At 44.8% G+C, this 26,909-nt stretch carries 28 protein-coding genes; 17 read left to right on the plus strand and 11 right to left on the minus strand.

Annotated elements, in window-relative coordinates; genetic code table 11:
* Window positions 1-163 precede the first annotated feature (163 nt).
* Window positions 164-1,399, plus strand: a complete 1,236-nt coding sequence (locus BM528_RS16510) for a malic enzyme-like NAD(P)-binding protein (RefSeq protein WP_071980773.1) — start codon at window positions 164-166, stop codon at window positions 1,397-1,399.
* A 145-nt stretch (window positions 1,400-1,544) separates the two neighbouring features.
* Here the strand turns inward: BM528_RS16510 and metJ are convergent, their stop codons facing one another.
* Window positions 1,545-1,874: a met regulon transcriptional regulator MetJ gene (metJ, locus tag BM528_RS16515; protein ID WP_071980774.1), complete on the minus strand. Its 330-nt coding sequence runs from the start codon at window positions 1,872-1,874 to the stop codon at window positions 1,545-1,547.
* Window positions 1,875-2,034: 160 nt separating this feature from the next.
* On the opposite strand from metJ, the gene metF reads away from it, so the two are divergent.
* Both metF and BM528_RS16525 read left to right on the plus strand, forming a co-directional pair.
* Window positions 2,035-2,925 (plus strand): methylenetetrahydrofolate reductase, encoded by an 891-nt coding sequence (gene metF / locus BM528_RS16520; RefSeq protein WP_071980775.1) that lies wholly within the window; start codon window positions 2,035-2,037, stop codon window positions 2,923-2,925.
* An 83-nt stretch (window positions 2,926-3,008) separates the two neighbouring features.
* Window positions 3,009-3,950, plus strand: a complete 942-nt coding sequence (locus BM528_RS16525; RefSeq protein ID WP_071980776.1) for a virulence factor BrkB family protein — start codon at window positions 3,009-3,011, stop codon at window positions 3,948-3,950.
* Between the two features lie 62 nt (window positions 3,951-4,012).
* Here the strand turns inward: BM528_RS16525 and BM528_RS16530 are convergent, their stop codons facing one another.
* On the minus strand, window positions 4,013-4,651 hold the full coding sequence (locus tag BM528_RS16530; RefSeq protein WP_071980777.1) for a DUF2959 domain-containing protein: 639 nt from the start codon (window positions 4,649-4,651) through the stop codon (window positions 4,013-4,015).
* Entirely contained in the window at window positions 4,648-4,890 is a 243-nt protein-coding gene (locus BM528_RS16535; RefSeq protein WP_071980778.1) for a hypothetical protein, read from the minus strand. The genes BM528_RS16530 and BM528_RS16535 overlap by 4 nt, the downstream gene beginning before the upstream one ends.
* A gap of 187 nt (window positions 4,891-5,077) precedes the next feature.
* Between BM528_RS16535 and pip the strand changes: the two genes are divergently transcribed.
* The 3 genes from pip (at window position 5,078) to BM528_RS16550 (ending at window position 7,471) form a co-directional block, all read left to right on the plus strand.
* The gene (gene pip, locus BM528_RS16540; RefSeq protein ID WP_071980779.1) at window positions 5,078-6,055 is read left to right on the plus strand and encodes a prolyl aminopeptidase; all 978 of its coding nucleotides are present in this window, start codon (window positions 5,078-5,080) and stop codon (window positions 6,053-6,055) included.
* Entirely contained in the window at window positions 6,052-6,489 is a 438-nt protein-coding gene (gene dtd, locus BM528_RS16545) for a D-aminoacyl-tRNA deacylase (protein ID WP_071980780.1), read from the plus strand. Before pip ends, dtd begins: the two co-directional genes overlap by 4 nt.
* Window positions 6,490-6,559: 70 nt before the next feature.
* On the plus strand, window positions 6,560-7,471 hold the full coding sequence (locus BM528_RS16550; RefSeq protein ID WP_071980781.1) for a bifunctional GNAT family N-acetyltransferase/hotdog fold thioesterase: 912 nt from the start codon (window positions 6,560-6,562) through the stop codon (window positions 7,469-7,471).
* A gap of 103 nt (window positions 7,472-7,574) precedes the next feature.
* On the opposite strand, the gene rpoH is transcribed toward BM528_RS16550, so the two are convergent.
* On the minus strand, window positions 7,575-8,432 hold the full coding sequence (gene rpoH / locus BM528_RS16555) for an RNA polymerase sigma factor RpoH (RefSeq protein WP_071980782.1): 858 nt from the start codon (window positions 8,430-8,432) through the stop codon (window positions 7,575-7,577).
* Window positions 8,433-8,886: 454 nt separating this feature from the next.
* Between rpoH and BM528_RS16560 the strand changes: the two genes are divergently transcribed.
* Window positions 8,887-10,113 (plus strand): EAL and HDOD domain-containing protein, encoded by a 1,227-nt coding sequence (locus BM528_RS16560; protein WP_071980783.1) that lies wholly within the window; start codon window positions 8,887-8,889, stop codon window positions 10,111-10,113.
* 251 nt (window positions 10,114-10,364) lie between these two features.
* Window positions 10,365-11,618, plus strand: coding sequence for an EAL and HDOD domain-containing protein (locus BM528_RS16565; RefSeq protein WP_071980784.1), 1,254 nt, complete (start codon window positions 10,365-10,367; stop codon window positions 11,616-11,618).
* Window positions 11,619-11,639: 21 nt separating this feature from the next.
* Here the strand turns inward: BM528_RS16565 and ftsX are convergent, their stop codons facing one another.
* From ftsX to ftsY, 3 genes are read right to left on the minus strand one after another with little or no spacing between them, the layout of a single operon-like run.
* A complete protein-coding gene (gene ftsX / locus BM528_RS16570) occupies window positions 11,640-12,620 on the minus strand; it encodes a permease-like cell division protein FtsX (protein WP_071980785.1) in 981 nt (326 codons plus the stop codon).
* On the minus strand, window positions 12,617-13,321 hold the full coding sequence (gene ftsE / locus BM528_RS16575) for a cell division ATP-binding protein FtsE (protein ID WP_071980786.1): 705 nt from the start codon (window positions 13,319-13,321) through the stop codon (window positions 12,617-12,619). The genes ftsX and ftsE overlap by 4 nt, the downstream gene beginning before the upstream one ends.
* Before the next feature lie 25 nt (window positions 13,322-13,346).
* A complete protein-coding gene (gene ftsY / locus BM528_RS16580) occupies window positions 13,347-14,900 on the minus strand; it encodes a signal recognition particle-docking protein FtsY (RefSeq protein WP_071980787.1) in 1,554 nt (517 codons plus the stop codon).
* A 66-nt stretch (window positions 14,901-14,966) separates the two neighbouring features.
* On the opposite strand from ftsY, the gene rsmD reads away from it, so the two are divergent.
* Entirely contained in the window at window positions 14,967-15,656 is a 690-nt protein-coding gene (gene rsmD, locus BM528_RS16585; protein ID WP_083595324.1) for a 16S rRNA (guanine(966)-N(2))-methyltransferase RsmD, read from the plus strand.
* A gap of 11 nt (window positions 15,657-15,667) precedes the next feature.
* Here rsmD and BM528_RS16590 read toward each other — a convergent pair whose 3' ends face one another.
* Window positions 15,668-16,249 (minus strand): YjaG family protein, encoded by a 582-nt coding sequence (locus BM528_RS16590; RefSeq protein ID WP_071980789.1) that lies wholly within the window; start codon window positions 16,247-16,249, stop codon window positions 15,668-15,670.
* On the minus strand, window positions 16,250-16,852 hold the full coding sequence (locus tag BM528_RS16595) for a YhgN family NAAT transporter (protein WP_071980790.1): 603 nt from the start codon (window positions 16,850-16,852) through the stop codon (window positions 16,250-16,252).
* A 353-nt stretch (window positions 16,853-17,205) separates the two neighbouring features.
* Between BM528_RS16595 and BM528_RS16600 the strand changes: the two genes are divergently transcribed.
* On the plus strand, window positions 17,206-17,388 hold the full coding sequence (locus BM528_RS16600; protein WP_071980791.1) for a helix-turn-helix domain-containing protein: 183 nt from the start codon (window positions 17,206-17,208) through the stop codon (window positions 17,386-17,388).
* An 84-nt stretch (window positions 17,389-17,472) separates the two neighbouring features.
* Here the strand turns inward: BM528_RS16600 and pepB are convergent, their stop codons facing one another.
* Window positions 17,473-18,756, minus strand: coding sequence for an aminopeptidase PepB (gene pepB / locus BM528_RS16605; RefSeq protein WP_071980792.1), 1,284 nt, complete (start codon window positions 18,754-18,756; stop codon window positions 17,473-17,475).
* 123 nt (window positions 18,757-18,879) lie between these two features.
* Between pepB and sfsA the strand changes: the two genes are divergently transcribed.
* The 7 genes from sfsA (at window position 18,880) to panC (ending at window position 25,030) form a co-directional block, all read left to right on the plus strand.
* Window positions 18,880-19,596: a DNA/RNA nuclease SfsA gene (gene sfsA / locus BM528_RS16610; protein WP_071980793.1), complete on the plus strand. Its 717-nt coding sequence runs from the start codon at window positions 18,880-18,882 to the stop codon at window positions 19,594-19,596.
* A gap of 219 nt (window positions 19,597-19,815) precedes the next feature.
* A complete protein-coding gene (gene dksA, locus BM528_RS16615; RefSeq protein ID WP_032094966.1) occupies window positions 19,816-20,265 on the plus strand; it encodes an RNA polymerase-binding protein DksA in 450 nt (149 codons plus the stop codon).
* Window positions 20,266-20,427: 162 nt separating this feature from the next.
* Window positions 20,428-21,363, plus strand: a complete 936-nt coding sequence (gene gluQRS / locus BM528_RS16620) for a tRNA glutamyl-Q(34) synthetase GluQRS (protein WP_232230518.1) — start codon at window positions 20,428-20,430, stop codon at window positions 21,361-21,363.
* Between the two features lie 101 nt (window positions 21,364-21,464).
* On the plus strand, window positions 21,465-22,784 hold the full coding sequence (gene pcnB / locus BM528_RS16625) for a polynucleotide adenylyltransferase PcnB (protein ID WP_071980795.1): 1,320 nt from the start codon (window positions 21,465-21,467) through the stop codon (window positions 22,782-22,784).
* Window positions 22,777-23,274: a 2-amino-4-hydroxy-6-hydroxymethyldihydropteridine diphosphokinase gene (folK, locus tag BM528_RS16630; protein WP_071980796.1), complete on the plus strand. Its 498-nt coding sequence runs from the start codon at window positions 22,777-22,779 to the stop codon at window positions 23,272-23,274. The genes pcnB and folK overlap by 8 nt, the downstream gene beginning before the upstream one ends.
* A gap of 50 nt (window positions 23,275-23,324) precedes the next feature.
* Window positions 23,325-24,119, plus strand: a complete 795-nt coding sequence (gene panB, locus BM528_RS16635) for a 3-methyl-2-oxobutanoate hydroxymethyltransferase (RefSeq protein ID WP_071980797.1) — start codon at window positions 23,325-23,327, stop codon at window positions 24,117-24,119.
* A gap of 62 nt (window positions 24,120-24,181) precedes the next feature.
* Complete coding sequence (gene panC / locus BM528_RS16640; RefSeq protein ID WP_071980798.1) at window positions 24,182-25,030, plus strand: pantoate--beta-alanine ligase; 849 nt, start codon at window positions 24,182-24,184, stop codon at window positions 25,028-25,030.
* Between the two features lie 81 nt (window positions 25,031-25,111).
* Here the strand turns inward: panC and panP are convergent, their stop codons facing one another.
* Window positions 25,112-26,749 (minus strand): pyridoxal-dependent aspartate 1-decarboxylase PanP, encoded by a 1,638-nt coding sequence (gene panP, locus BM528_RS16645; RefSeq protein ID WP_071980799.1) that lies wholly within the window; start codon window positions 26,747-26,749, stop codon window positions 25,112-25,114.
* Window positions 26,750-26,909 lie beyond the last annotated feature (160 nt).

Genomic DNA, 26,909 nt, shown 5'->3' on the forward strand with positions numbered 1-26,909 from the left:
TTATCCAGGGCATGACCTAATTCCGGCGAACAGATAATACTAAAAACATAAAGCTGTTCGGCGATGACATTGGCTAACGTAAATTAAAAATATGGTTACATTGTCGCTAACCTCAAACTAGGCTGCGACACCAAAAACCCTACACTCAAGGAAACCATTTCACATGTCAGATTTTAGACAACGCGCGCTCGATTATCACGCTAAACCAACTCCAGGGAAAATACGGGTAGAACTATCAACGCCAGCAGATAGTGTTGATGACTTAGCCCTTGCCTACAGTCCTGGTGTCGCAGAGCCGGTAAGAGAGATAGCGGAAGACCCAGATAACGCCTATAAATATACGGCAAAAGGTAACATGGTAGCGGTAATTAGTAACGGTACTGCCATATTGGGTTTAGGTAATCTTGGCCCATTAGCATCAAAGCCAGTGATGGAAGGTAAAGCTTTGCTGTTCAAGCGCTTTGCCGGTATTGACGCTATTGATATAGAGGTAAAGCACCGCACTACTGAAGAGTTCATTAATACTGTCGCCAATATTGCAGATACATTCGGCGGTATAAACTTAGAAGATATAAAAGCCCCTGAATGCTTTGAAATAGAGCAAGAGCTTATTAAGCGATGCAAAATTCCCGTGTTTCATGACGACCAACACGGCACAGCAATAGTGACGGCTGCGGGTATGCTAAACGCATTAGAGATTCAGGGAAAAAATATCGAAAATGCAAAAATTGTGTGCCTTGGCGCTGGCGCCGCAGCAGTAGCATGTATGGAACTATTGATAAAGTGCGGTGCTCAGCGTGAGCGTATTTACATGCTTGATAGAAAGGGGGTAATTCATACCCGCCGCGATGACTTAACCGAACACAAATCATTGTTTGCCAACAATACAGACAAACGTACCTTAGAAGATGTAATGCGCGGAGCAGATATTTTTGTAGGCGTGTCTGGCCCTGATCTTTTACCTCCGGAAACTCTAGCGCTAATGGCTGATAACCCTATTGTGTTCGCTTGCTCGAACCCGGATCCAGAAATCAGACCCGATCTTGCTCATGAAGTACGTGATGATTTAATCATGGCAACTGGCCGTTCCGATTACCCAAATCAAGTTAACAACGTACTGTGCTTTCCGTTTATTTTTCGCGGAGCATTAGATGTGAGAGCAAGCGCAATAAACGACGAAATGAAAGTGGCTGCTGTAGAAGCAATTCGCGCCATTACAAAAGAAGAAGTTCCGCCTGAAGTACTAGCAGCAAGCAACAGCAAAAACCTTAGCTTTGGCAAAGATTATATCATTCCTAAGCCTATGGACCCTCGACTTTGCGATCGCATAGCCAGTGCAGTAGCAAAAGCAGCTATTGAATCTGGTGTTGCGGGAATTTCGAAACCATCAGAAGAATAACCGAGAGTAAATTTATTAAATACTCTCGATGATAACGCCGCCCCGTTGTAAAGTTATACCGTTTGATGTGTCACTGGGTATTACTTTACAGGTATTACTTTAAAACAGGGCGACGTTTTTTATTACGTGTGAAAAGTGTTGAAAATTACTCTTCGGTGGGCTCATTTTCAAAGCTAGGATCAATGCCCATTTCTTCCATAATTCTTCTAGCTTCGGCAGGTACTCTATTAGCGTTATCTTTTCGAAGGTCATCATCGTTGGGGAGCGGTTGACCTGTAAACGCGTGTAAAAACGCTTCGCAGAGTAATTCTGAGTTAGTGGCGTGCCGCAAATTATTAATTTGACGACGGGTACGTTCATCCGTTAACGCTTTCAACACATTAATGGGTATAGAAACAGTGACTTTTTTTACCTGTTCGCTTTTTTTACCGTGCTCTGCGTAGGGGTGTATATACTTACCATTCCATTCTGCCATTGTACTAACTCGGTTTTATTTTAGTTGTGTTATAACGTGAAATTCTAAACAAGTTCACGAAAAGGTCAATTGAGCAGTGTAAACCTCTTGACGTCTAGACATATATTCTTTAATTTAGCCGTCTAAACGTCTATAAAAAGCTTATCAGAGAGAATTATACATGGTTTCTTACGCACAAGGCATTGATGCACTCAACCAGTCCTTATCGGAGCTGCGTGACATTGACGTCTCTTTTGAGTTTTTTCCTCCTAAAACGGAAGCCATGGAGCAAACATTATGGAAATCGGTAGAGCGGTTAGCGCCTCTCAAACCGAGTTACATGTCGGTTACCTATGGTGCAAACAGCGGCGAGCGCGATAGAACCCACGATGTAGTAAAGCGAATTCAACAACAAACCGGGGTTTCTGCGGTTCCTCATTTAACTTGCGTTGATGCAAGCAGAGAAGAGCTTAAACAAATTGCGCAAGACTACTGGGATTCAGGTATTCGTCGCATTGTAGCGTTACGTGGGGACCTTCCTGCAGGTGTTGACACAACAGAGATGTATGCCTCTGACCTAGTGGCATTATTAAAAGATGTAGCCGACTTCGATATTTCTGTTGCTGCCTATCCCGAAAAACACCCAGAAGCTCCAAATGCGCAATTTGACCTTCTCAATTTGAAGCGTAAAGCAGAAGCAGGAGCTACAGAGGCTATTTCTCAGTTCTTCTTCGACACCAGTGTATTTTTGCGTTTTAGAGATCGCGCTGCCGCAGCAGGTGTTGATTTGGATTTAGTACCGGGCATTTTACCTGTGACAAATTATCAAACCCTGGTTAAATTTGCAGGCTTTACGAATGTTCACGTGCCTGGATGGCTTCACAAAATGTTCGACGGGCTAGACGCCGACGACCAGGCCACCCGCAACCTCATTGGAGCCAATATCGCTATGGATCAAGTTAAGGTATTAGCCAAAGAAGGCGTAAAGCATTTCCATTTTTATACCCTTAACCGAAGCGAACTGAGCTACGCTATTTGTCACATGTTAGGTGTGCGAGGCGACAATAAATAACCTTTGCTCATAACTGCGCTGGCAGTTACCATTTACTTCAGCAATAAAAATGAAGCGGTGACGTTAATGTCAGGAGAGCACGAGTGTATTTAGAGCGGGTTAAAGCCACTTATGAGAATATAAAGCCTCAAGCGAAAGATCTCTTCACCATATTTATCAATCGCTGCAAAGAAGACAATGTCACTATTTCTGCTGGGCACTTGGCCTATGTAACGCTGTTATCGCTAGTGCCCTTCATAATGGTTACCTTCACTATTATGTCGGCCTTTCCTGCTTTTGCATCAGTACGAAGCAAAATTGAATACTTTATTTTTAGCAACTTTGTTCCCACCGCCAGTGATGTAGTGCATCAGTACATGACTGATTTTGTCGGTAATGCCTCTGAAATGAGCGCTATAGGTATTTTGTCTCTGCTGGTTGTGGCACTAATGCTTATCTCAAATGTGGATAAGACACTCAACCGAATTTGGCGAACGAAAAGCGAAAGGCCGATAGTGTTTACCTTTGCTATTTACTGGATGGTAATCACATTAGGGCCTATTTTAATTGGCTCCAGCGTGATTGTAAGCACTTACCTTACTGGACTTGCAGCGTTTACTGAAGAATACACGCCAGGATTAGGTACGTTCGTATTAAGCTTAGTACCTAGCGGCGCAGCCATGCTTGCATTCACTATTTTATACACTATGGTGCCTAATAAGCAGGTTTATGCCCGCCACGCAGCTTGTGGGGCCTTGGCCGCTACTATTGCTTTTGAAATTACAAAGTCAGGATTTGCACTTTACGTCACCAACTTTCCCTCTTACGAATTAATTTACGGCGCACTTGCTGTGGTGCCAATCTTATTTTTATGGGTATATTTGTCTTGGATTATTGTTCTCTTTGGCGCTGAATTCACCTGTAGCCTGGGCGAGGCATTTGAAAATCAAAGAGACCTCAATAAGGAAAAATACGTGTCATCTGAGGAGGAAGAAGACGAGCAAAAAAGTCTTGCGCCATCTCATAATGACGGCACAAATAAATAAGGGAGCAAATTGCTCCCTTATTTCTAATGGTAACCTAAATGGTTACTTTCGCTTTTATTTAGCTAGTTTTTCATAGAAGCAATAAACGCATCAGACTCTGCAATTGCTGAATTCATCTGGCTTAATAACTGAGCAACATTGTCTTCTATCGTTGACAGCTCACCTTGCAATGCACCAATTGCACTCGCGTTGAGGTTGTGCTTCAAATAAAGCACATTATCTTGCAGTGCATTTAGAACAGGAGGCATTTTACTTTCTGCTTTACGCATCGACTTCATCAAAGACGCGTAGCGTCGCTGAGTTTCTCGAAGTTTTGCCGCACTGTCTCGCTTCAATGAGCCGCTTTGGTATTTTTCAAGCTCTTCTTGCCACTCATCGAACAGCGCTTCGGCCACACTTTCTACTTTATCAATACGCGCAGTGACCTCTTCAGCTGCAGCTACGCTATCTTCATACTGCCCGTTTAGATTGTCGTAAACATCCTCAAGCTCACCGCCGTCAAACTCTACCGCCGCGCTAAACGCCTCTAACGCAGAACTAAATTGTTCTTGCGCGTCTTCCTGAGAATCTTTGGCGTTATCTACCCGATCAACAAGTATATCGCGCTTTTCTACACCGACCTTTTCCCACGCAGCATAATAAGCTGACTGACACCCCGTTAGAGTGAGTGCAGCAACAAACGCTGTAGTTATTAGTCTCATACTGTTGCTCCACCTCTAAAGCGCGCTGCGCTGATGATGCTTATAAGATGCAAAATTGCACCTAGCGGCCAAAATACAATTGCCAACACTACGGTTGCCGCCAGTGCGTAACAAACACCCACTGAAACAAAGTAAAATAGCGCTGCTAAAATTCGGCCTTGGACCAAATGTCCTAAACCGGGGATAAAAAAGTTACATATAGCGGCAATAACATTGCCACCCGATCCTTGACCTGCCATACAAACGTCCTCGCAATTATGATTATAATGTGATTAGCTAACGCATGCGTAACACCTTTTTCCAAATTAGTTTCAACCGTTGTGCTTAACGCAACGTATAAATTAAGGCGCAAGGTGTTTACAAGCGACAGCATGCATAATAATAAACTAAACTAAAACAGGCACTCGCACAACGCGTAGAAATATAATGAAACGACTTTATCCGGATGTAACCAGCTACAACGACGGATTTATTGATGTAGGAAGCGGGCATTCCCTCTATTTTGAGCAAAGCGGAAACCCTGACGGAATTCCAGTACTCTTTATTCACGGTGGACCTGGCGCCGGTTTGCCGCCTAATTACAAAAGCTTCTTCGACAGTAACAAATACCGTATTATTGGATATGAACAACGTGGATGCGGGCGATCTACGCCGCTTGCAGAAATAAGTAATAATGATACTTGGCTAAATGTAGATGATATCGAAATGCTTCGAAGCCATCTTGGCGTTCCTGAGATGCTACTATTCGGTGGCTCTTGGGGCTCTACGCTTGCCCTACTTTATGCGTTGAAATATACCGAACATGTCTCTGGTCTCATTTTACGCGGCGTTTTTCTTGCTCGACAGCAAGACAGAGAATGGTTCTTATCGCCCCAAGGGTGCGCCGCGCAGCTATTTCCAGAACATTATCGCAAGTTCACAAAAGATATCCCCCCACCAGTTACCGCCAATACAGTTTGCGAGTATTACAGTGCTCAATTAAGCTCTAGCAACGAAGTTCTCAAACACGCAGCATTAAGACGCTGGTATCAGTGGGAAGAGCGTCTTTCAAGGTTAAGCTTACCGCCGGGTGTTGGAGAGGCAAGCTGTCACTACCCCATGAATTTGGTAACGTGCCTAGCCACGCTAGAGTGTCACTTTTTATCAAATAAATGCTTTATTCCCGAAAACTACATTATTAATAATATCGAAAAGATAAATCATATCCCTGGAACAATTGTTCACGGTCGCTACGACATGATATGCAAAACAGAAGCTGCTGAAACACTCCATAAGGCGTGGGAACAAAGTGAGTTACAAATTGTGCCCGATGCAGGCCACAGCACATCTGAGCCCAGTATCGCCTATGCACTTTGCCGCGCGACCAGAGATATGTCTCGTTTTCTCAAGGAGCAAACTCAGTGATAGGACTTATTCAACGGGTGTCTGAGGCTAACGTAACTGTGGACGAGAAAGTCATCGGTGAAATAGGCCACGGTATGGTTGTGCTGCTAGGCGTAGAAAAAGACGACGGCGACGCAGAAATAGAGAAGCTAGCGAACAAACTGTGTCGCTATAGAATGTTTTGCGACAGCGATGGAAAAATGAACCTCAATATCGATCAAGTTGGTGGCGCTATGCTTGTTATCTCTCAATTCACTTTGGTTGCTGATACGCAAAAAGGTAATCGCCCTGGTTTTTCTCGCGGCGCATCCCCTTCTCACGGCAAAGACGTGTATTTGCGGTTCGTGAATACGCTCAAGAAAAAGGGGATGTCGGTACAAACGGGAGAGTTTGGCGCAGATATGAAAGTAGCATTGATAAACGATGGACCAGTGACATTTCAGTTTCAAGTTTAGGTTTTTAAGCTTGTGCCTACTGCGCGGTTACGTTTAAATACAACTCGATTTTTAAAAAAGGCTGTTTATTGTGTATAAGGTTGTAACACCAAAAAGCGATGCAGAATTTGAAGCCTACTTTCATTTTCGATGGGAGCATTTGCGTCAACCTTGGAATTTTCCTCCTGGCTCAGAAAAAGACGAATACGAACAGGTTGCTGAGCATCGCATTATCACCAATAGAAAGAATGAAATTGTCGCCTGTGGCCGTGTGCATCTTAATACCGCTGAAGAAGCGCAAATACGCCACATAGCCGTTCGCAATGATCATATGCGAAAAGGGCTGGGTAAAATGGTGATGGTTGCGCTTGAGAACGTTGCTAAAGATCTTGGCGCTGTGCGAGCAGTGACTAATAGTCGCGAAATTTCTATCGACTTTTTTGCCTCCTGTGGTTTTGTTATCGAGCGAGAAGCACCCAACGAACTAGGTATGCTGAAACGTCAGCAAATGGTAAAGAAGTTTACTGAAAACAATACGCTAGTGCTTCATCCAAAATGGTGTCGTTCATTACAAGAAACTTGGTCTGAAACCATTCCCATCACAGAACATATGGGCATTAAGCTCTACCAATACACAGGAAGAACTCTTGAAACTCGTGCATCACTGAATAAGAATATTAATATTCACGGCACTATGTTCGCAGGCAGTATTTTCTCTTTGGCCACACTTACCGGCTGGGGACTTATTTATTTGCAGTTGAAAGAGCGTGGATTGAACGGCGATATTGTGCTGGGCGATGGCGATATTCATTACCACAAGCCTATCACCATGAAGCCTAGAGCAATTTGTAACATAGAAACATTGTCAGGCAAGTTTGCTCCCTTGCAAAAAGGGAAAAAAGCGCGTTTTGAATTAAGCGTGGCTATTTTGGACAACGATACTGCGGTGGCAGAATTTGAAGGGGTATTCTGGGTGCTCCCAGTGTCTGAGAACAGCGAATAAAGAGAACGAATAGAGAGTCTGCAAGACACTCTTAACTAGAACTCTAGACAACAAAAAAGCGCCGACTGGCGCTTTTTTTATTTATCTGTCTGCGTTAAAAACTTTAAGCTGCAACCATCGCCGCCTGTAGTTTTTTCATCGCGTTCTTTTCAATTTGACGAACGCGCTCTGCAGATACATCGTATTTATTCGCTAAGTCTTGCAGCGTAATTTTGTTATCTGCTAACCAGCGTGTTTCGATAATATCCTGACTACGCTCATCAAGGGTTTTTATCGCTGAATACAAACGCTTGCTTGCCGCAGTGTCCCAATCGTTATTGATAACGTCGGTTTCAACGTTGGCAGTTTTATCTTCTAAGAACTGAACCGGAGCAAAGTTACCTGTTTCGTCTTCATCGGCAGACAAATCGAATGCTTGGTCTTGACTGCTCATTCGAGCTTCCATTTGGAGAACTTCTTTTGTACTCACTCCAAGCTCGTCTGCTACTGTTTGTACTTCAGCATGCGTAAACCAACCCAAGCGTTTTTTCGCCTTGCGTAGGTTAAAGAAAAGCTTACGCTGTGCCTTAGTTGTTGCCACTTTCACGATGCGCCAATTTTTCAGAACGAACTCGTGAATTTCGGCTTTTATCCAATGAACAGCAAAAGAAACCAAGCGAACACCCACAGTAGGGTCGAAACGCTTCACTGCCTTCATCAGACCAATATTACCTTCTTGAATGAGATCAGCCTGCGGTAAGCCATACCCTGAATATGATTTTGCAATATGCACAACAAAGCGAAGGTGCGACATTACCAGCTTGCGCGCTGCTTGTAGATCTTCATCATCACGAAGACGCACTGCCAACTCGCGCTCTTCTTCGGCACTGAGCATATCAATGCGGCTTACAGCTTGAATGTAGCCTTCGATGCTACCGCTGTGTGGCACTGACATGGCCATAGATTGCAAATTGTTGCTCATTGTTCACCTCATCAAATGCGGCTCTGCACTTTACTTACAGAGCTGCGCGAGACCAAAATAATATAAAGAAGCCCGAACGATATGTTGGTATAAGGACGACTGCTACAATATCAAGACCTGTAGATCAAAAAAAAGTTCAAAACTTATCGCCCCATAACACCCTTAATAATAAAATATTTCCTTAAGGGGTTTCAACACTCTTGTGGCGTTTTTAAGTGTGTACTGCTTAGTATACCGTAATTTAGCGCAAAACGTTTACTTTGGTCTCAACTATCTGTTGCTCAACGTTGATATTAAACATTGTGCGCTTTTCAACTAGCATGTAGTCTATTCAGCATACAGGTGTAAGTGGGCAAATTGGAAGTTTCCTCGAGTTTTTACACCGAGAAAGAGCAACAGTACCAATTGCTGTAGGTAGTAAGAAGTTGCCAAGAAAGACAGTTCAAGGATAAACATGTTTGCATACGTTGCCAGACAGCCGATATTTGACGTAGACAGAGAAGTATTTGCCTACGAGTTACTTTTTCGTATAGGCGAAGATAATTGCTTCCCAGATATTCCGCCTGATGAGGCAACGTCAAAAATACTCACCTCTACTCATCTAAGTCTCGGAATTGAAGAAATAACCGGCGATAAAAAAGCCTTTATTAACTTTCATCGCGATACTCTTATGTTCCGCTTCCCAACCTCCCTTGACGCCAGCAAAGTCGTTATAGAGGTTGTTGAAACCGTTGACGTTGATGACGCTCTTATCGCAGCGTGCAAGCACATTCGTGGACTGGGCTATCCTATTGCACTTGATGATTACGATATGGATGGAAAATGGGAGGCTTTCATTCCTTTCACTAGTATTGTAAAGATTGATATCACTGAAATTGCTCACGAGGAAATCCCCGCTCTTGTCAAACGATTCAAATCAAACAAAATCAAATTGGTAGCGGAAAAAATTGAAACCTATGAGGAATTTCATACGTTCAAGGAGATGGGGTTTGATTATTTTCAAGGCTACTTCCTTGCTCGGCCTGAAATAGTTAGGCATAGAAAAATAGGGCCAAATAAACTCACTATGCTCGAGTTGCTGTCATTGAGTAGCCAAGCAAACCTTAACTTAGAAAAAGTTCAGGCCATTGTTGAGCGCGATCCATCGTTAACCTACTTGCTTCTGCGTTTTATTAACAACCCAATGGTTAATAAGCGTCATAAAATAAATTCTCTGAAGCACGCACTCAACTTTATGGGCGAAGTAGAGGTTAAAAAGTTTATTTCACTGCTTGCTTTAGCAAACCTCAGTGACGGACAGCCCTCAGAATTAATGCAAATGGCTTTGGTGAGAGCAAAATTCTGTGAACTGGTTTACCTAGCGGTGAATAAACAAAAAAGTGCACATTCCGGCTTTTTAGTCGGCTTGCTGTCGCTACTCGACGCAATGATGGAACAACGAATAGAAGATGTTGTGAGCAAAGTCCCTCTCGATGATGATGTAAAAGACGCCTTATGCGGTCGACACAATGTACTCAGAGAGTGCTTGGTACTGTCTACCCAGTTTGAGATTGCACGGTGGGCGAGTATAAAACAGTTTTCCGCAAAGCATGGGATAAGCCAATCGTTACTTCATAGCTATTACAATGAAGCTATAAAATGGGCAAAGCACTTGCACAACGCGGCGCTAGAAAAAACCTAACGCTTCAAGCAAATATAGATGTGTATTAAAAATGTACTGTAATCATTGTTTGTGTGAGGCCAATGTCATAATCTACCGGACAAAGCCCATTATTGGTGGCAGTGAGACAGCATTAAATAAAGGTATTGTTTTACACGTCGATATCTTGGTGTAGCAAAAGAACTGTAGTAAAAGATGTGTAGCAAAAGAGCAATTAGTCAATACACGAAAAAAAGCACAACAAAAGCTGTGTGTATCATCAGGAATTAAATATGTTCGCGTTTATCGCTCGTCAGCCTATCTTAGATAAAGAAAAAAGCGTATTTGCCTACGAGTTACTTTTCCGGGATGGAAAAGGTGGGGCGTACCCCGAGCATCAAGAAGAAAAGTCGAAGTTTATAGCCGATAACTTCCACCCTCTTGGTCTTGATGATATTAGCGGCGAGAAAACCTCATTTATCACATTTTCTACCGATACACTTGTTTCTCGATTTCCCACCAACCTCAATCCAGATTCTGTTGTCGTGGAGCTTGCCAACCCAGCTGACACAAGCAATGGCTTGTTTGAAGCTTGTCAGCACATTAAGCAGATGGGTTTCAAACTGGCAATAGACGATCCTATGATGATAGGTGCCGAACACGATATTTTTCCACTGATTGATATTGTAAAGGTAGACGTTTCAAAAGCTCGGTTTGATAACCGCCTTGAAAACATAGAGAAACACATTCCTCGTTATCATGACGAGAATAAAAAGTTAGTTGCCGAACAAGTTGACTCACAAGATCACTTCACGACATGTATCGACTTGGGCTTCGACTTTTTCCAAGGCTATTTTTTCTGCCAGCCAGAAGCGCGAATCTTAAGGCAATTGCCCGCGTCCAAAATGAATATTGTGGACCTAATGGCTGAAAGTGGAAAAGTTAACTTTGATATCGATAGAACGACACAAATTATTGAGCGGGATGCGACGTTAAGCTTTTTACTACTCAAATTTATCAATAATCCCACTATTAACAAGCGCTATAAAATTACATCGCTAAAACATGCACTTAATTATATGGGCGAAGTGGAAATAAAGAAATTTATTGCCCTGCTAAGCCTCACGCATATTGCCGATGACAAGCCGCTAGAAATCATCCACATGTCATTAGTTCGAGCAAAGTTCTTCGACCTATTAGCCGAACGAAGGGGCTTTAAGAATAATCCGCCCATCGCGTTTTTAGTCGGGCTGTTTTCGCTACTTGAGGGGTTATTAGATCAATCTATGAGCGATATTGTCAAACAGCTGCCCTTAGCAGATGATGTGAACAACGCATTGTTAGGTAAGAATGCTGAACTCAATAACTATTCTGCGCTAGTGCGCGGATTTGAAAGTGCAATTTGGATGAATGTGATTAAACAAGCCAAGCTGCTCGATATAGATCAGAAGCAACTCCATATGCTTTACAACCAAGCAATTGTTTGGGGGAACGGTATTCGAAGCACCATTTCCACTCATTTTCCAACGGCCAGTGCCCAGGGCTAACTATTACTTCGAACCGCTTCGCTATTGAGGCTCTATCTGCCTAACATGGCGCTGTACGGATATTAATGAACCTAGCAGTCCTAATAATACCGAGAGCCCTAACATGGTAAATAGTGCGCTTCCTGTGAGGCCTGTAATGTTGAACTCTTTTTGATACATTGCTGCAAAGGTTGCAATACTGCTGTCCATCCACCACAGAATGATAATAACGGCAAACCATGCCATTAAGCCGCCAAGCAACCCATACCAAAAGCCGGTATAGAGAAACGGTCGATGGATAAATGCATCTGTTGCTCCAACGAGCTTCATGACAACGATTTCGTCATATTTGTTGAGGATATTAAGTCGAATGGTGTTCCCTATAATCAGTACCACTGCAATAAACAGTAATACACCAATAAGCATAACTAAATCGCTCGCAATGGCTATCACCGCATATAAGCGCTCAAGCCACTCGATATCTAGCTTGCCAATATCGACTTCCCTTTGCTGCCTTAATTTATCTAGTAAAGCTCTTGCGGCACTTGGCGAACCATTCTTTTCAGTGGGAGTTACCAAAACCACATCGGGCAGCGGGTTCTTCTCTAAGTAAGCAATAGCATCGCCGAGCCCCGACAAGTGCTGGAATTCTTTTAATGCATCATCGGCAGGAATATAGACAACACTTTCAATCTCTTGCCATGTGTTAAGCCGCGCTACTAACTGCTGTGAACGGTTAGCGCTAATATCTGGCTTTAAAAAAAGCGATATTTCAGACGCCTGATCCCAGCCTGCGGTAATTTTTTCTGTATTTTTCACCATGATATAAAGGGTGCTCGGCAAAGTAATACTCAGCCCTAAAACCCCAATAGTCATTAGTGACGCTATTGGCTGTCGCCAAAGCTCCCCTAAACTCGAAAGTGCTTGCCTGACATGACTCACGAAGAACATGACAAACCCCTGCAAAACAGATACTTTTGAGGAAGAAGCCCCTTTAGCCCGACCTTTAAACAATATACTCATGAGCGTTCACCCTGTGATGTATACCCGCTATCACCGTCAGTAAGACCATCAGTGATCATTTGTCCGTTTTTCAACGTTAACGTGCGGTAGCGCATACGAGCAATTAAGCCCAGATCGTGGGTAGCAATAAGCACGGAAACCCCAGCCTGATTAAAGTCTTCGAACAAGCGGATTATTTCCATGGACAGTTTGGGATCGAGGTTACCTGTAGGTTCATCAGCGAGTAGCAGAGGGGGTTTGTTCACCACGGCTCTCGCTATGCCCACTCGCTGCTGCTCACCGCCCGATAGCGTGATGGGTAAACTGCGGCTTTTGTCTCTGAGCCCGACCATTTCAAGAGCGGCATCTACGCGCTTGCGTATTTCTTTGTGCGTGTAGCCTTCGATAACCAGTGGCAAAGCGACATTGTCGGCAACGGTTTTATCCATAAGCAGCTGATGGCTTTGAAATATCATCCCGATATCTCGGCGTATAAACGCGATATCCCGGCGGCTTATTTTGTTGAGATCATGACCATTAATGAGCACACGCCCCACTGTAGGTCGTTCCATAATACTAATAAGTTTAAGCAGGGTACTTTTACCGGCCCCGGAATGACCGGTTAAAAACGCCATTTCGCCAGGCGCAATGTGAAAATTCACTTTGCTGAGCGCCCGCTGGCCGCCGGGATAGGTTTTGCTTACCTGCTCAAACTTTATCATTTTTACATCCTAAAACTTGAATACCCTAACTTGCTGGCGTATCTAGCTCGCTAAACAGGGCATCAATAAACTCTTCACCGTCAAACTGACGTAAGTCGTCAATTCCCTCGCCCACACCAATGTATCGAATTGGTATGCCGAATTGATCGGCTACAGAGAAAATCACGCCGCCTTTTGCTGTGCCATCTAACTTAGTTAACGTTATGCCGGTTAAGCCTACAGCTTCGTTGAACAACTTGGCCTGACTGATTGCATTTTGGCCAGTTCCGGCATCTAGCGTTAACATAACTTCATGTGGCGCGTTAGGGTTAAGCTTTTTCATTACCCTAACCACTTTTTTCAGCTCTTCCATAAGGTTATCTTTATTTTGTAAACGCCCTGCGGTGTCCGCAATCAGAATATCAGAGCCTCTGGACTTTGCGGCTTCAAGGGCATCGTATAAAACCGACGCACTATCTGCCCCTGTATGCTGGGCAATAACGGGAATACTGTTACGCTCGCCCCATACTTGCAATTGCTCTACCGCAGCTGCACGGAAGGTGTCGCCCGCTGCTAACATGACTTTCTTGCCCTGTTGCTGAAACTGCTTGGCTAACTTGCCTATAGTGGTGGTTTTACCCACACCGTTTACGCCCACCATCAAAATAACAAATGGGCCCTCTTCGGCATTGTGCTTCTGTAACACGTCATTTAACGGCTCATTGACGTTAGCAAGCATTCCAGACATTTGCTGTTTTAGGATATCGAGCAGTGCTTCGGCATCTTTCAAGTCTTTTCGGGATGCACTTTCGGTAAGGTGATTGATAATTTTTTGCGTGGTGTCCATGCCTACATCAGCAACAAGCAGTTGAGTTTCTAAGTCTTCATACAGCTCATCATCAATGACTTTGCCTTTAAACAAACTAACAATACCGCTACCAATATTTTTTTTGGTTCGCGATAGGCTTTCTTTTAGACGAGCAAAGAGAGATTTCTTTTCTTTTACTGGCTGTGGCTCTTCGGCGACGGTATCTTCGGCGACGGTATCTTCAGCGCCGGTATTTTCAACGCCGGTATTTGTAACAGTGAACTCATCTTCAACACTGGCAGTGGAAGCTTCTTCAACAGTAGGGGGATTGCTGGACGGTGGTTGCGCCTGTGACTTGTCTGCTAGTTTTTGCTCGCTATCTACAGCTTGATTTATGCTTTCACTCGCATCATCGTCAGCAGAAGAAAAGTCTAGCGGTGCCTGACTTTTTGCTGCGTCATCGTTTTCTGCTGGCTCTGCGGTTGCCTCGACAAAATCAGATTCACTGATACTTTCTGGAGCGGCAGTAAGTGCACTATCGTTATTATTAGCGTCTTCAGCAGTGCTTTCAACAGCGTCGACAATAGTATCGCGTATAGCTTCGTTACCATCTGTCGTCTCGGACGCTAAAGAGGGTACTTCCTCTTTTTGCTGCGGCGCTGTGGCTGTCTCTTCGCTAGCTGATTTTTCAGCCGAGACTGCTGCTTCTTCTGCAGAGTGCTCTTTCGCCTGCTGCTCTTTTTGTTTTTCCGCTTTTTTGTTCTTGCTGAACCAGCCAAAAAGTTTCGACATTGTTAGGACAAATCCTTATAAATTCTGAACAAATTCGGCTACACTTGCCGTCTAATCTATAACAGCATGATACCACTGTCAGTCACTATGAAGCGAGCCTCTCGCCCATCTAGGGCCATATCTTCTACAAAAAAACGTCAGCCTGCAAAAATTGACAGGAAAAAGAGAGGGCTAATTCGCATTATTAGCGGCCAGTGGCGTGGAAAACGACTCCCGGTACTTGATGCCGAGGGACTTAGGCCCACTACCGACAGAAACAAAGAAACCTTGTTCAACTGGTTGATGGCTTATGTTAACGATGCCCAGTGTTTAGACTGTTTTGCAGGGTCGGGAGGTTTAGGTTTGGAAGCGTTATCTCGCTATGCCAAACGGTGTGACTTCATAGAACTCGACAGGCAAGCCAGCGATCAGTTGAGTAAAAATCTACAAACACTGAACGTAGCAAATTCAGACGTAGCATCGGTCCATCAAGGCGATGCTTTGAAGGTTATCAAACAGCTTACAGACACGCAGTACGATATTGTTTTTATCGACCCGCCGTTTTATCAAGGTTTGGTAGAGCCTGTAGTCAGTGAAATAATCAACGCCAATATTGTGTCTAAAGGCAGCATGATTTACATCGAGCACGAAACCGAACTGACGTCACTGTCGCTTCCTGGCCACTGGCATGTGGTTAAAGAGAAGCGAACAGGTTCTTTGGTATACATGCTTGTTGAAGTAGGCGAGTCAACCCCGCCAGAACAAGAAAATGCCTAGCGTGTGCTGACCTAGCTTAAATCAAGGCCAATATTGGACATACCAGCTTCAAGAGCGAGCGCTCGCATCTCATCGGCGGCTTTTGCTGAGGATTTTGCTTGCTCAATATAATCTAGCATTTCGTTTTGCACTTCTACTTCAAACGCCATTAACGGGTGCTCCTTCACTGAGTCGTCATCGGCCTCCCCTGTGGCAAGTAAGTATGCCTCAACACTACCTTGAGATAGTTTGCTAATCACTACCGCACCTTGCGGGTCGTCACCTGCAACAAGGTTTAATAACGAGGCAAGCCCAATGGCTGCATCAATGGCAGGATAAACACCGTAATTGTCGAACTCTTCCGTGTCTGGTGTAGCAAGCTCTACCTTTTCAAGCTGAACGGCAATATTGAATTTGCTTTTCGGTGACTTAAGCGTTTCCCAAACCAAGTTAAGGCAATTTCTTAGCGCGGCGGCATCGCCAGAATCGGTTACCTCGCAAAATAGCGCATAGTTTGGTAGCATTCGCTCTAGTAGCGCTGCAGCAAAAGCAATGGCTTTAAAGCCTTCTAATGCTCTCACCCGACCAAATGTATTTAATTTTTGCTTTGCCATTTAAAGTGCTCCAGCGGCATGAATAAAGTATTTAGTAACACCATCAAGTAACATCTGAATGGCAATCATAACCAAGATCATACCCATTAATCGCTCCATGGCAACTAAACCACGCTCTCCCAATATTTTATGAAATACGTTCGAAAACATCAGAATAACAGCACTAATAGACCAAGACGCTGCTAGCGCAATAGACCAGTCGACCATGCGATCTGGCGACTGATTTGCTAACAGAATTAGCGCAGCAAGGGTTGAGGGCCCAGCTATCATGGGAATGGCAAGAGGAACGAGAAACGGTTCTTCGCCCACCGCAAGACCACTTGGGTTTCCCGAAGAAGGAAAAATCATTTTCAATGCAATGAGAAACAGAATAATACCACCAGCAATGCTCACGGTTTCTTGTTCCACATTTAAGAAATTGAGAACGGACTGACCACTAAATAAAAACAAGAATAAGATACCCAGAGCGAATAGAAGCTCGCGGATCAAAATAAACTGTCTTCGTTTAGGCTCTATAGACTTCAACACCGACATAAACACAGGCAAATTGCCCAAGGGATCCATGATCAGAAAAAGCATTACAGCAGCAGACCATGTATCCATGCCAGTTATCTCCGGTAGTTAAAGAAGCTAAAAAGGCTCTAAAGATGCTGAGATTGCGCCAAGCCTTGGTTAAACGTTGCAATGGTAAACTAACTGCGCGCGCTTAAAAATAGCTTATGTGATTTAACTGCAAAATTAGCCTCCCCGCAGTTGTTTATGAAAATTATCTCTCCTTACATCGTATTACATACAAGTTATTGCGAAAGGCCTGTCAATAAACAGATAAATGCTGAAACAAGTTTAGATAAAAAATTAGGCATTTATTTCTAGTCTGACTATGCTAGATAAACCATGGCTAAAAATTTAGCTAGCAGCGAAAATACACAATAAAAACAGCATACGGAATAGAAACAATGAGCTTGATGACAGTGAACGAAGTTGCCGCTTTTCTCGGCGTTCAAGATGTAAGAGTGGAACGTTTGGAAAGAGAGAGCCTTCTGATATCAAAAGAAAAGGACACCGATGGTAAACCGCTTTTTGACAGTGCCGATGTTGAACGTTACAAAACTCTTGCAGAGCGATTAGGCGGCATCTGATACATTCAAGCTTTTTCAAATGAAAAGGGAACGTAGTTGTCACGTTCCCTTACTGCTTTGTCTTTAACTTGGTAAACCTATGCTCTACGCACTGTAGTTGTGTAAAAGCCGTGCAATTGAGCGTATTCCTTTCGCAGTAGCACCTACTGGCATTTCAGCAGTGGCACCGCCGTGGTATGCCGCGGCCAAATCTAAGTGTATCCACCCCTCTGGCTTCACAAAGCGAGACAAAAATCCTGCGGCATTAGACGCCCCACCACCACCGCCGCCTTTCATCGGGCGACTGTTGGCCGTATCGGCAAATGCTGACGGACAGCGATCGGCGTGGAATGGTTCTAGTGGTAAGCGCCAGAAGCGCTCATTTTCTGCATTAGCAGCATCCATCATTTGCTGTGTGGCAGAGTCGTCCATTGAAAAAACTGCGTGATAATCTGAGCCTAAAGCTACCATAGCCGCCCCTGTCAGTGTTGCAGCATCGATAATCAGTGGTGCTCCGGTGTCTGTCGCTGCCATAAGACCATCGGCTAACACAAGGCGTCCTTCTGCATCGGTGTTAACCACTTCAACAGTCACGCCATTTTTATAAGTAAGCACATCCCCCAACTTGTATGCGTGACCGCTAATTAAGTTCTCTGCGCAGCACAGAATAAGCTGAACTCGCTTTTCTATTCCTTGGGTTATTGCTAGGCCTAAAGCCCCTGTAACCGTGGCAGCACCGCCCATATCACATTTCATATCAAGCATGCCTTCACTTGATTTTATGCTGTAGCCGCCGCTGTCAAAGGTAATACCTTTACCAACAAGAACAGCATCGACTGCGGCGTCGCTGTTACCTGTTGGGTTATAGTCAAGCACTAACATTGCAGGAGGTCGTTCGCTTCCGCGGCCGACGTTGTAAATGCCTACCCAGCCTTGCTCTTTGAGTTCCTCTCCCACTGTCATGGTGTAGCTTACGTTTTCTTTACCCAATGATTTAAGCCAGTCGGCTGCGCGCTGGGCCAGTGTTTCCGGGCTCAAATCTTCAGGCGTATCGTTTACCAATTGTCTGGTGAACAATAGTGCCGCATATTCTTGCTCTAACGCCGCTTTATCGTCGTTGTTTGCCCAAGAGATACTGGCTGGGTTTCTGGCTCGTGTGAAACTTAGCGCAAATGCCCACTGCTGCTCTTTGCTCCATTCGCCTGTTAGCGCAACATGAGGTAAACCCAAGCCATCTAATTTTCTTGCCGCTTGTTGGATGGTGCGCTCGTTAACGCCATCGTCGGGAAGGTGAATAACTGCCCCCGACTCTACGAAAGAGAGTTTTGCATTGTCTCCCCATGCGGCTTTCGCTGAGGTTTTAGAAAGACTAACGGTAAATTCTGCCATTATGTTTTAATCCTTATATACTGTTGTTCGCTTTCATTATGCTGGGCAATCGGCTTTTTCGTTAGTAATCTTACCAGCCGGTATTGCTTACAACACTTTTGTTCTCTCAATGTAAGGAGAATCATGAATTTTTCACAACCGCTTATACGCGGTACGCTGATAAAACGGTACAAACGTTTTCTTGCAGACGTCGAGCTTGCGGACGGCCAGCTTGTCACCGCCCACTGCCCTAACACTGGGGGAATGACAGGATGCGCTGAGCCAGGTTATACCGTTTTTCTAAGTGAGTCTGATAACCCGAAACGTAAATTAAAATATACTTGGGAAGTGGCGAAAACATTCGACGACCACTTTATCGGAATTAATACCCACAATGCTAATAAGTTGGTGGCAGAAGCTCTGAATAACAAGGTGATTGAGGAATTTTCTGACTTATCAGGCTGGAAAGCAGAAGTAACACCCCCTACAGCAAATAGTCGATTTGATTTTGCGATAACTCGAAACGACACTACCGGAAACAGCGAAGTGGAATATGTAGAGGTCAAATCTGTCACTCTGGCCGATGGCCCACGAGGATATTTTCCTGATGCTGTAACCCAGAGAGGCGCCAAGCATTGTTTGGAACTGGCACGCTTAGCCGATGAGGGAATTAGCACCTCGTTGCTGTTTTGTGTACAGCATACCGCCATAGAGTCTGTCAGTATTGCCAAGCATATTGATCCGCACTACGCTGAAAGCGTAAAGATAGCCGCTCGTGCAGGTGTAAAAATACTGGCGATGGGCTGCGTGATTAATGAACAAAAAATCGAGATAAATCAATCACTCCCTATTATTTTATAAAAAATAGGTTGATTTTTTTCATTTCGGCTTCATATTTGCGCCTTGTTTTGGTGGGAGAACGCACTAATGCGTTTGCTGGTAGCCAAGCTGGCTAATCGTAAAAAGAGATACCAGCATAATAATTACATAGACACAATTGATTGCCTGAGGTTGTCGAGTCTGATATAGATATCGGTCAATTGGGAAAAATTGGATGTCGTAGTGTAGGAGATGTGGCACATGCCAACAGGAAAAGAAACAAAATCCCTAGGACTATTAGCGCTGGCGGGGCTACAGCCTTATCAGCCTAAAGCAGACGAAGAGTACATGGGCGACCCCCAAATGGAACACTTTCGTCTTTTGCTAAGAGCGTGGCGTAACCAACTTCGCGAAGAGGTTGACCGCACCGTAACGCACATGAAAGATGAGGCAGCGAACTTCCCTGATCCCGTCGACCGTGCAGCACAAGAAGAAGAGTTCAGTTTGGAACTACGCACGCGAGACCGCGAGCGCAAGCTAATAAAGAAAATTGAAAAAACGCTTAAGCGTATTGAAGAAGACGATTTTGGTTTCTGCGACCAATGCGGTATCGAAATTGGTATTCGTCGTCTTGAAGCTCGCCCTACAGCCGACTTATGTATCGACTGTAAGACAATGGCTGAAATTAAAGAAAAGCAGCTTCAAGGCTGATTTTTATCACCTTGAATCTATCGATGTTTATGTCGATTTGCTCGTCAATTAAAAAGCCTCGCCACGGTATGGTGGGGCTTTTTAGTATTCCACGTGTATGCACACGCCATAAGCCCTGTTGTCGCTTACCTTCTTGCGCTTCTTTATTTATAATCCCGAAGCATGCTTAACCCGCAATCGATGTCGCCTACCGATGCAAAATACACAGGTCGCTTTGCTCCCTCCCCATCGGGTCAGCTTCATTTTGGCTCATTAGTCACCGCACTAGCAAGCTACCTGGATGCTAAGCATCACTGCGGAGAATGGCTGGTAAGAATGGAGGATATCGACGAACCTAGATGCATAGCTGGAACCGACCGCGAAATATTAATGAGTTTAGAAGCCCACGGATTGAAATGGGACGGTGCAGTACTGTATCAGAGCCAGCAGCACGAACGTTATCAGCAGGTTCTCAACTCACTATTAGATGACCAGCGAGCTTATTATTGCAGCTGCACGCGGAAAATGATTACGGCAATGGGCGGTATTTATAACGGGCAATGTCGCGACAAAAATCTTGTTCCCGTCGAGCACGAACTCGCAGTGCGCTTAAAGCTTGATGGTCAGCTTTTACCTTCCACCGATGTAATTATGGAGGACATTGCGCTCTCGCCTCGTCCTTCAGAAGATGTGGTGATAAAACGCAGAGACCAGCTTTTCTCTTATAATTTAGTGGTTATACTCGATGACGCTTATCAAGGGGTGACGCATATTATTAGAGGCTGCGACTTAATAGAGGTTACCCCTCTTCATTTAAGTATTTATGAGGCGTTAGGATTTACTGCACCTCAGTATGGACATGTTCCCGTAGCAGCAGTCGCGCCAGGAAGAAAATTAAGCAAGCAGAATCACGCTAACCCTATTAATAACGCCAGAGCGTTAGAAAATATTGCAGCGGCACTTCAATTTTTAGGGTTCTGCGATGTTAAAACACGAGACTTCGATTCGGTAGACGCACTTTTGTCTTACGCTATTTCGATATGGGATAGGAAAAAAGTAGTGAAAACGCCCGAAATTATTGTTCCTCAGCATGAATCCACTTATTATAGCCATCCTTAATATTTTGCGGAGATATCGCCATCATTCATCGTGTTTTCAAATCTGTTAAGCGTGCATTCTCAAAAGATGCCTCGTCTGACAACACATTAAAACCTCGAATTATGACTCGGGGTGAGCATGGAATCTCTCGTGAAGATATTAGTGCAAATGCGTTAAAGGTCATGTACCGCCTTAACGGAGCAGGCTTCGAATCGTATTTAGTCGGAGGTTGCGTACGCGATATATTGATGGGCTACGAGCCTAAAGACTTCGATGTGGTGACCAATGCCACCCCAGAACAGATTAAAGGCCTATTTAGAAACTGCCGTCTTATTGGCCGTCGATTTCGCCTTGCTCATATTGTTTTTGGTAGAGAAATCATCGAAGTTGCTACATTCCGGGGGCATCATCAAGAAACCGATGAGAGTGATGAAACGCCGAAAAATAAAGCAACGGGCTCTCAAGATGCACACGGCCAGCTGGTAAGAGACAATGTGTTTGGCTCTATTGAAGAAGACGCTGAACGCCGAGATTTCACCTTCAACGCCATGTATTACAGCGTGGCAGACTTTACGGTAAAAGACTTTGCAAATGGCCTTGCCGCCATTGAGAAACGCGAAGTTGCCCTTATGGGCGATCCAGAAACCCGATATCGAGAAGATCCTGTACGCATGCTTCGCGCTGTGCGGTTCGCTGTTAAGCTATCTATGCGTATCGAGCCATCTACCGCGCAGCCCATTAAGAAGCTAGCGAGCTTGCTGCAAAACATTCCACCCGCGCGCCTATTTGAGGAAAGCCTCAAGCTGTTCTTATCTGGCAAGGGTGAAGAGACCTTTTTGATGATGCGAGAGTTTGGTTTAATTGACCAACTGTTCCCTCAGCTCGCGCCGTTCCTAAAAGACGAAAACAGCAAGGAAATGCAGTTTGTGCGTCGTGTACTTGCCAACACAGATGAGCGGATTAACAACGAGCAGCGGGTTACCCCAGCCTTTTTATATGGGGCCTTATTGTGGTATCCAGTTGAAGAGCATTCACAGCGATTACAGTTAGAATCGGGGCTTAACGCTCATGATGCGTTTAATATCGCCTCTGGGGAAGTTATTTCAAAGCAAACTCAGCGCATTATGATCCCGAAGCGTTTCTCAACGGTGGTAAGAGATATTTGGATTTTGCAGCAGCGTTTACCCAAGCGTTTTGGCCGCAGAGCATTTCAGTTGCTTACTCACCCTAAGTTTAGAGCAGGCTACGACTTCTTACTCGCTAGAGGACAAACAGAAGGCGGCGAACTATTAGAGCTTGCCCAATGGTGGACTCATTTTCAACATGCTGAAAATGGAAAACAAAAGAGCATGTTAAACGCTCTTAAACGCTCAGAAGGCTCAGGCGGAGCCCCTCGCAAAAAGCGCAAGCGCCGCCCTGCTAAGAGAGACACTGATGCATAAAGAGCATGTTTATATTGGTATAGGAAGTAACCTTGGAGATAGCGAAAGCCAGGCAAATAATGCCTTTGAAGCTATTGGCAACCTTGAAGATACCCGCGTTCTAAAGAGGTCCTCACTGTATGCAAGTAAGCCCATGGGACCTCAGGACCAGCCAGACTACATCAATGCTGTATGTTTGATAGAAACAACGTTAAAGCCCCACAGCCTCTTAAAGCAGTTACAGCGTATTGAACTGGAATGTGGAAGAGAGCGAAAGGGTGATAGATGGGGTCCTCGTACATTAGATTTAGATATCTTGCTGTACGGAAGTCAACAGATTGATACCGCAGATTTAATTATTCCTCACTATGGCATGGCCGAGCGAGAGTTCGTCATGGTGCCCTTATTTGAAATAGCCCCGACCATGGTGATGAAAGATGGAAAGCCAATTGCTAACTGGGTTGCTAACTGCTCTCTCGATGGCTTACGCCGCTTGCGTACTTCCAATTAACGGCAAAATCCGTATAGTTCGCCACACGATATAAATATCTGGACCATGTCATGAAGAAAGTTACTGTTTCTGGCCTGCTTAAGAAAAAGCAGGCGGGTGAAAAGATTACCTCTTTAACTGCGTACGACGCCAGCTTTGCGAAAATGTTTGATGAACAAGGCATAGATGCTTTGCTAATTGGCGACTCGTTGGGCATGGTTTTACAAGGTGAAGACAACACCTTACCCGTTACTATACAAGACATTGCTTACCATACTAAAAGCGTAAGAAAAGGCACACAGCGGGCTTTTGTTATCGCTGACATGCCGTTTATGTCTTATGCCACTGCTGAACAAACTTACCAAAACGCTGCGGTTCTCATGGCTGCGGGTGCTAGCATGGTTAAAATGGAAGGCGGTAGTTGGCTGTGTGACACTATCTCAGGGCTAAACTTAAGAGGCGTCCCCGTATGCGGACATTTAGGCCTCACCCCTCAGTCTGTTCATGTATTTGGTGGCTTTAAGGTGCAAGGTAGAGACAGTGAACAGGCGCAAAAGCTGCTCGAAGAAGCCAAGGCACTAGAGAAAGCCGGTATTCAACTTTTGGTGCTAGAGTGCGTCCCCTCTGCTTTAGGAAAAATGATTAGTGAAGCATTGAGCATTCCAGTGATTGGTATTGGTGCGGGCAAAGACACCGACGGTCAAATTTTGGTGATGCACGATATGTTTGGTATCAGCGCCAATTATATGCCGAAGTTCTCTAAGAACTACTTGGTTGAAACCGGCGACATGCGCAAAGCCGTTGCACAATATATTGATGAAGTAAAATGTGGCGAATTCCCTTCGCCCCAGCACAGCTTTGACTAGGGCATATAGCCCCTTACTGAGAAGCAAAATAAATAAAAAACAAAGCTGAACGAGAGGATTCTATGCAAATAGTGAGTGATATTTCATCATTGCGTCAATTGGTGGCAAGCTATAGACGCGACGGCAGCTCTATTGGCTTTGTTCCTACTATGGGCAACCTTCACGATGGTCATCTAAAACTGGTCAAGCGGGCAAAAGCACACAACGATATTGTTATTGTAAGTATCTTTGTTAACCCTATGCAGTTTGGCGCTAACGAAGACCTTGATGCCTACCCTCGAACGATAGAAGCCGACCAAGCCAAGCTAATTGAAAACGGTGTGGACGCTCTGTTTTTACCTAGTGTCAGCGATATGTACCCTTCGGGCCTTCAGGCGCAAACCTTTGTAGAAGTGCCCGGCATTTCCGATGTATTGTGCGGCGCCAGTCGGCCAGGTCACTTCCGTGGCGTAGCCACAGTGGTGAGCAAGCTTTTTAATATGGTCCAGCCTGACGATGCGTTTTTTGGTGAAAAAGACTTCCAGCAGCTGCAGGTTATTCGCACCATGGTGCGAGATTTATCTATGGCCGTAAATGTACATGGTGTGCCAACTGAGAGAGAGTCTTCAGGCCTTGCGATGAGCTCTCGTAATGGATATCTCAGTGAAAAAGAAAAAGACACCGCACGCTCGCTTTATAAAGAAATGCAGCAGGCAAAAGCCTTGATTGAAGAGGGACAGTTATCGTTTGCTGATATCGAGAAATCTATGGTGGAAAACCTTGAAACCCGCGGGTTTAAAAACGACTATGTCCGCATTGTAAACGCCACCACCTTACAGCCAGCAACTTCAGCCGATAAACATATCGCCATTGTAGCCGCCCTATTCATGGGCTCCACGCGTTTGATAGATAACTTGCACGTTGAACGATAGGTAGCGTTATTTCTCAGCGTTATTTCCTAACCTTGCTACCTAACAGTTTTGAATTTTCCGGCTTTTACTCTAGCTGTGCATTTACGCAATACTCTGCATGTCGTTGCTGTTTACAAAGTCTATAAGCGAGCGCCATGCTTTCGTTTTCTTCGCAATGATATGCTGCTCGGCTAGGATCGCCGCAAGGTCGTTGTGGCTTGTGAGTGGGTTCGCCAGCACAACTCTGAATACGGTTATACATTGCGACGGATAATCTGGCGCTTCTAGCCGCGTTCGAGAAACAAACGACTTACCCGCCTCTCGCTGTTGTTTTTGTACCGCAACCACCAAAGCATCAATTTTCTCATTAATAGCTTTTTGCATGCTAGGCGATGCAGTTTTTAAAATTTGTTGAATTTCAGCGGGGCAAACGCGATAGGTGAGCAAAGAAAGCGTAGGGGTGGTGGTTAATTCAAAGTCTTGCGCCTTATTGATCATGGCCGAAAAGTCGTGCGCTTTGTCGATACTGCTGTCAATGAGCAACTCGTAGCCCTTGCGACCAAAGATATGCAGCGCCGAGTAAACCATCATAGCCATACCGTTACGCGACCCCTCAAGGGTAGTTGCACCGAGATCTTTCGAGCCTTCACGCAATATATATTGCGCGTGGTGCCTTACGGTGTTGGCATTTTCGGGGTCTTTAAATAGCGCCATACCTGCGCCCATAGGCACATACATTTGTTTGTGTGCATCTATAGTTACCGAGTCTGCGCGCTCAATACCCTTGAGACGATCGCGATAGCGAGAAGAGAACAAAGTTGCTCCTCCCCATGCAGCATCGACATGGAACCAACAGCCCAATTCTTTTGCTACATCGGCAAGTTCGTTCAGCGGGTCGACATGGCCAGTCTCAGTAGTACCGCCCACGCCTACGATAGCGAGCAGCTTATTGCCCTCTTCCTGATAGCGCTTGCCGGCACGCAGCGCTTTTTCAGGGTCTAAGGTTTGATTCGGCGCAGGTAATGTGAGTAACTGTTCGCGCCCAATGCCCAGCACATCAACGGCTTTGGACAAAGAATAATGGCCGCGCTTACTACACATAATGCCCACATTATTGATGTTGTGAAAACGGTATGCAGCTGCTAACCCAGCCCTAGCTACGCCGGCAAAACCTTTCTGTGGCCCTAATAACTTATTCCTCGCCACCCATAACGCTGTAATGTTGGCGATGGTGCCACCAGAACAGAACGCACCTAACGAATGTGCCGCGCTGTGAAGATGCTCGTCATAGAAGCTCTCAGGTTGGTCGTACACCAAATTGTGCATCATGCCTATTACCTGGCGCTCAAGAGGCGTAAAGGCTTTTGATGTTTCTATTTTTACTAGGTTTTGGTTCAACCCCACCATAAGTTTAGAAAGTGGCAGGTGAAAATAGGGCAAAGCAGATGTCATGTGCCCAATGAAGGTAGGGGAATAAGTATTTACAGAATGAGCCACCAGCTTATCAAGTAAGCTTTCAGCATGGGTTGATACGAATTCCGGTGATTCTGGCACCTTGGAATTTGAGAAGTCTTTTTCAACTTCTTCCAACGACGTTTTTTTCGTCACAACGTGTTGAGACAGAAAATCTAGAATATTGTCTGATAAATGCTGCTCAATCTGAGCTAGCTTTGAGTCTTTGTGTTCAGGCTTGGTAAAGACCCTAAACAGGTGCTCTAAACTTACTTGCGCTTCACCCACTAAACACACCCTCTCTCAACAAACATATATAAGGTTAATTCGCTGGGAACCCATTTCATCTTCAACAAAACTGACTCTCAACGAACATAGTAGGCGGTGTTATGCCAGACCAACCCCACTCTAATCTTCTTTTAAGGTAGTTCTGCACTACTTTTTTCGC

This window comes from Alteromonas sp. RW2A1, from assembly GCF_001886475.1.
GTDB lineage: Bacteria > Pseudomonadota > Gammaproteobacteria > Enterobacterales > Alteromonadaceae > Alteromonas > Alteromonas hispanica.

Bases quoted from the DNA above. Each gene is read 5' to 3' on its own strand.
- BM528_RS16530 (WP_071980777.1), bottom strand. From the start codon at position 4,651: ATGAGACTAATAACTACAGCGTTTGTTGCTGCACTCACTCTAACGGGG.
- BM528_RS16600 (WP_071980791.1), top strand. From the start codon at position 17,206: ATGAGCTTGATGACAGTGAACGAAGTTGCCGCTTTTCTCGGCGTTCAA.
- rsmD (WP_083595324.1), top strand. From the start codon at position 14,967: ATGATACCACTGTCAGTCACTATGAAGCGAGCCTCTCGCCCATCTAGG.
- metJ (WP_071980774.1), bottom strand. From the start codon at position 1,874: ATGGCAGAATGGAATGGTAAGTATATACACCCCTACGCAGAGCACGGT.
- pepB (WP_071980792.1), bottom strand. From the start codon at position 18,756: ATGGCAGAATTTACCGTTAGTCTTTCTAAAACCTCAGCGAAAGCCGCA.
- BM528_RS16535 (WP_071980778.1), bottom strand. From the start codon at position 4,890: ATGGCAGGTCAAGGATCGGGTGGCAATGTTATTGCCGCTATATGTAAC.
- BM528_RS16510 (WP_071980773.1), top strand. From the start codon at position 164: ATGTCAGATTTTAGACAACGCGCGCTCGATTATCACGCTAAACCAACT.
- pcnB (WP_071980795.1), top strand. From the start codon at position 21,465: ATGACTCGGGGTGAGCATGGAATCTCTCGTGAAGATATTAGTGCAAAT.
- sfsA (WP_071980793.1), top strand. From the start codon at position 18,880: ATGAATTTTTCACAACCGCTTATACGCGGTACGCTGATAAAACGGTAC.
- BM528_RS16595 (WP_071980790.1), bottom strand. From the start codon at position 16,852: ATGGATACATGGTCTGCTGCTGTAATGCTTTTTCTGATCATGGATCCC.
- gluQRS (WP_232230518.1), top strand. From the start codon at position 20,428: ATGCTTAACCCGCAATCGATGTCGCCTACCGATGCAAAATACACAGGT.
- metF (WP_071980775.1), top strand. From the start codon at position 2,035: ATGGTTTCTTACGCACAAGGCATTGATGCACTCAACCAGTCCTTATCG.
- BM528_RS16560 (WP_071980783.1), top strand. From the start codon at position 8,887: ATGTTTGCATACGTTGCCAGACAGCCGATATTTGACGTAGACAGAGAA.
- panC (WP_071980798.1), top strand. From the start codon at position 24,182: ATGCAAATAGTGAGTGATATTTCATCATTGCGTCAATTGGTGGCAAGC.
- BM528_RS16565 (WP_071980784.1), top strand. From the start codon at position 10,365: ATGTTCGCGTTTATCGCTCGTCAGCCTATCTTAGATAAAGAAAAAAGC.
- folK (WP_071980796.1), top strand. From the start codon at position 22,777: ATGCATAAAGAGCATGTTTATATTGGTATAGGAAGTAACCTTGGAGAT.
- pip (WP_071980779.1), top strand. From the start codon at position 5,078: ATGAAACGACTTTATCCGGATGTAACCAGCTACAACGACGGATTTATT.
- BM528_RS16590 (WP_071980789.1), bottom strand. From the start codon at position 16,249: ATGGCAAAGCAAAAATTAAATACATTTGGTCGGGTGAGAGCATTAGAA.
- ftsX (WP_071980785.1), bottom strand. From the start codon at position 12,620: ATGAGTATATTGTTTAAAGGTCGGGCTAAAGGGGCTTCTTCCTCAAAA.
- rpoH (WP_071980782.1), bottom strand. From the start codon at position 8,432: ATGAGCAACAATTTGCAATCTATGGCCATGTCAGTGCCACACAGCGGT.
- ftsY (WP_071980787.1), bottom strand. From the start codon at position 14,900: ATGTCGAAACTTTTTGGCTGGTTCAGCAAGAACAAAAAAGCGGAAAAA.
- ftsE (WP_071980786.1), bottom strand. From the start codon at position 13,321: ATGATAAAGTTTGAGCAGGTAAGCAAAACCTATCCCGGCGGCCAGCGG.
- dksA (WP_032094966.1), top strand. From the start codon at position 19,816: ATGCCAACAGGAAAAGAAACAAAATCCCTAGGACTATTAGCGCTGGCG.
- panB (WP_071980797.1), top strand. From the start codon at position 23,325: ATGAAGAAAGTTACTGTTTCTGGCCTGCTTAAGAAAAAGCAGGCGGGT.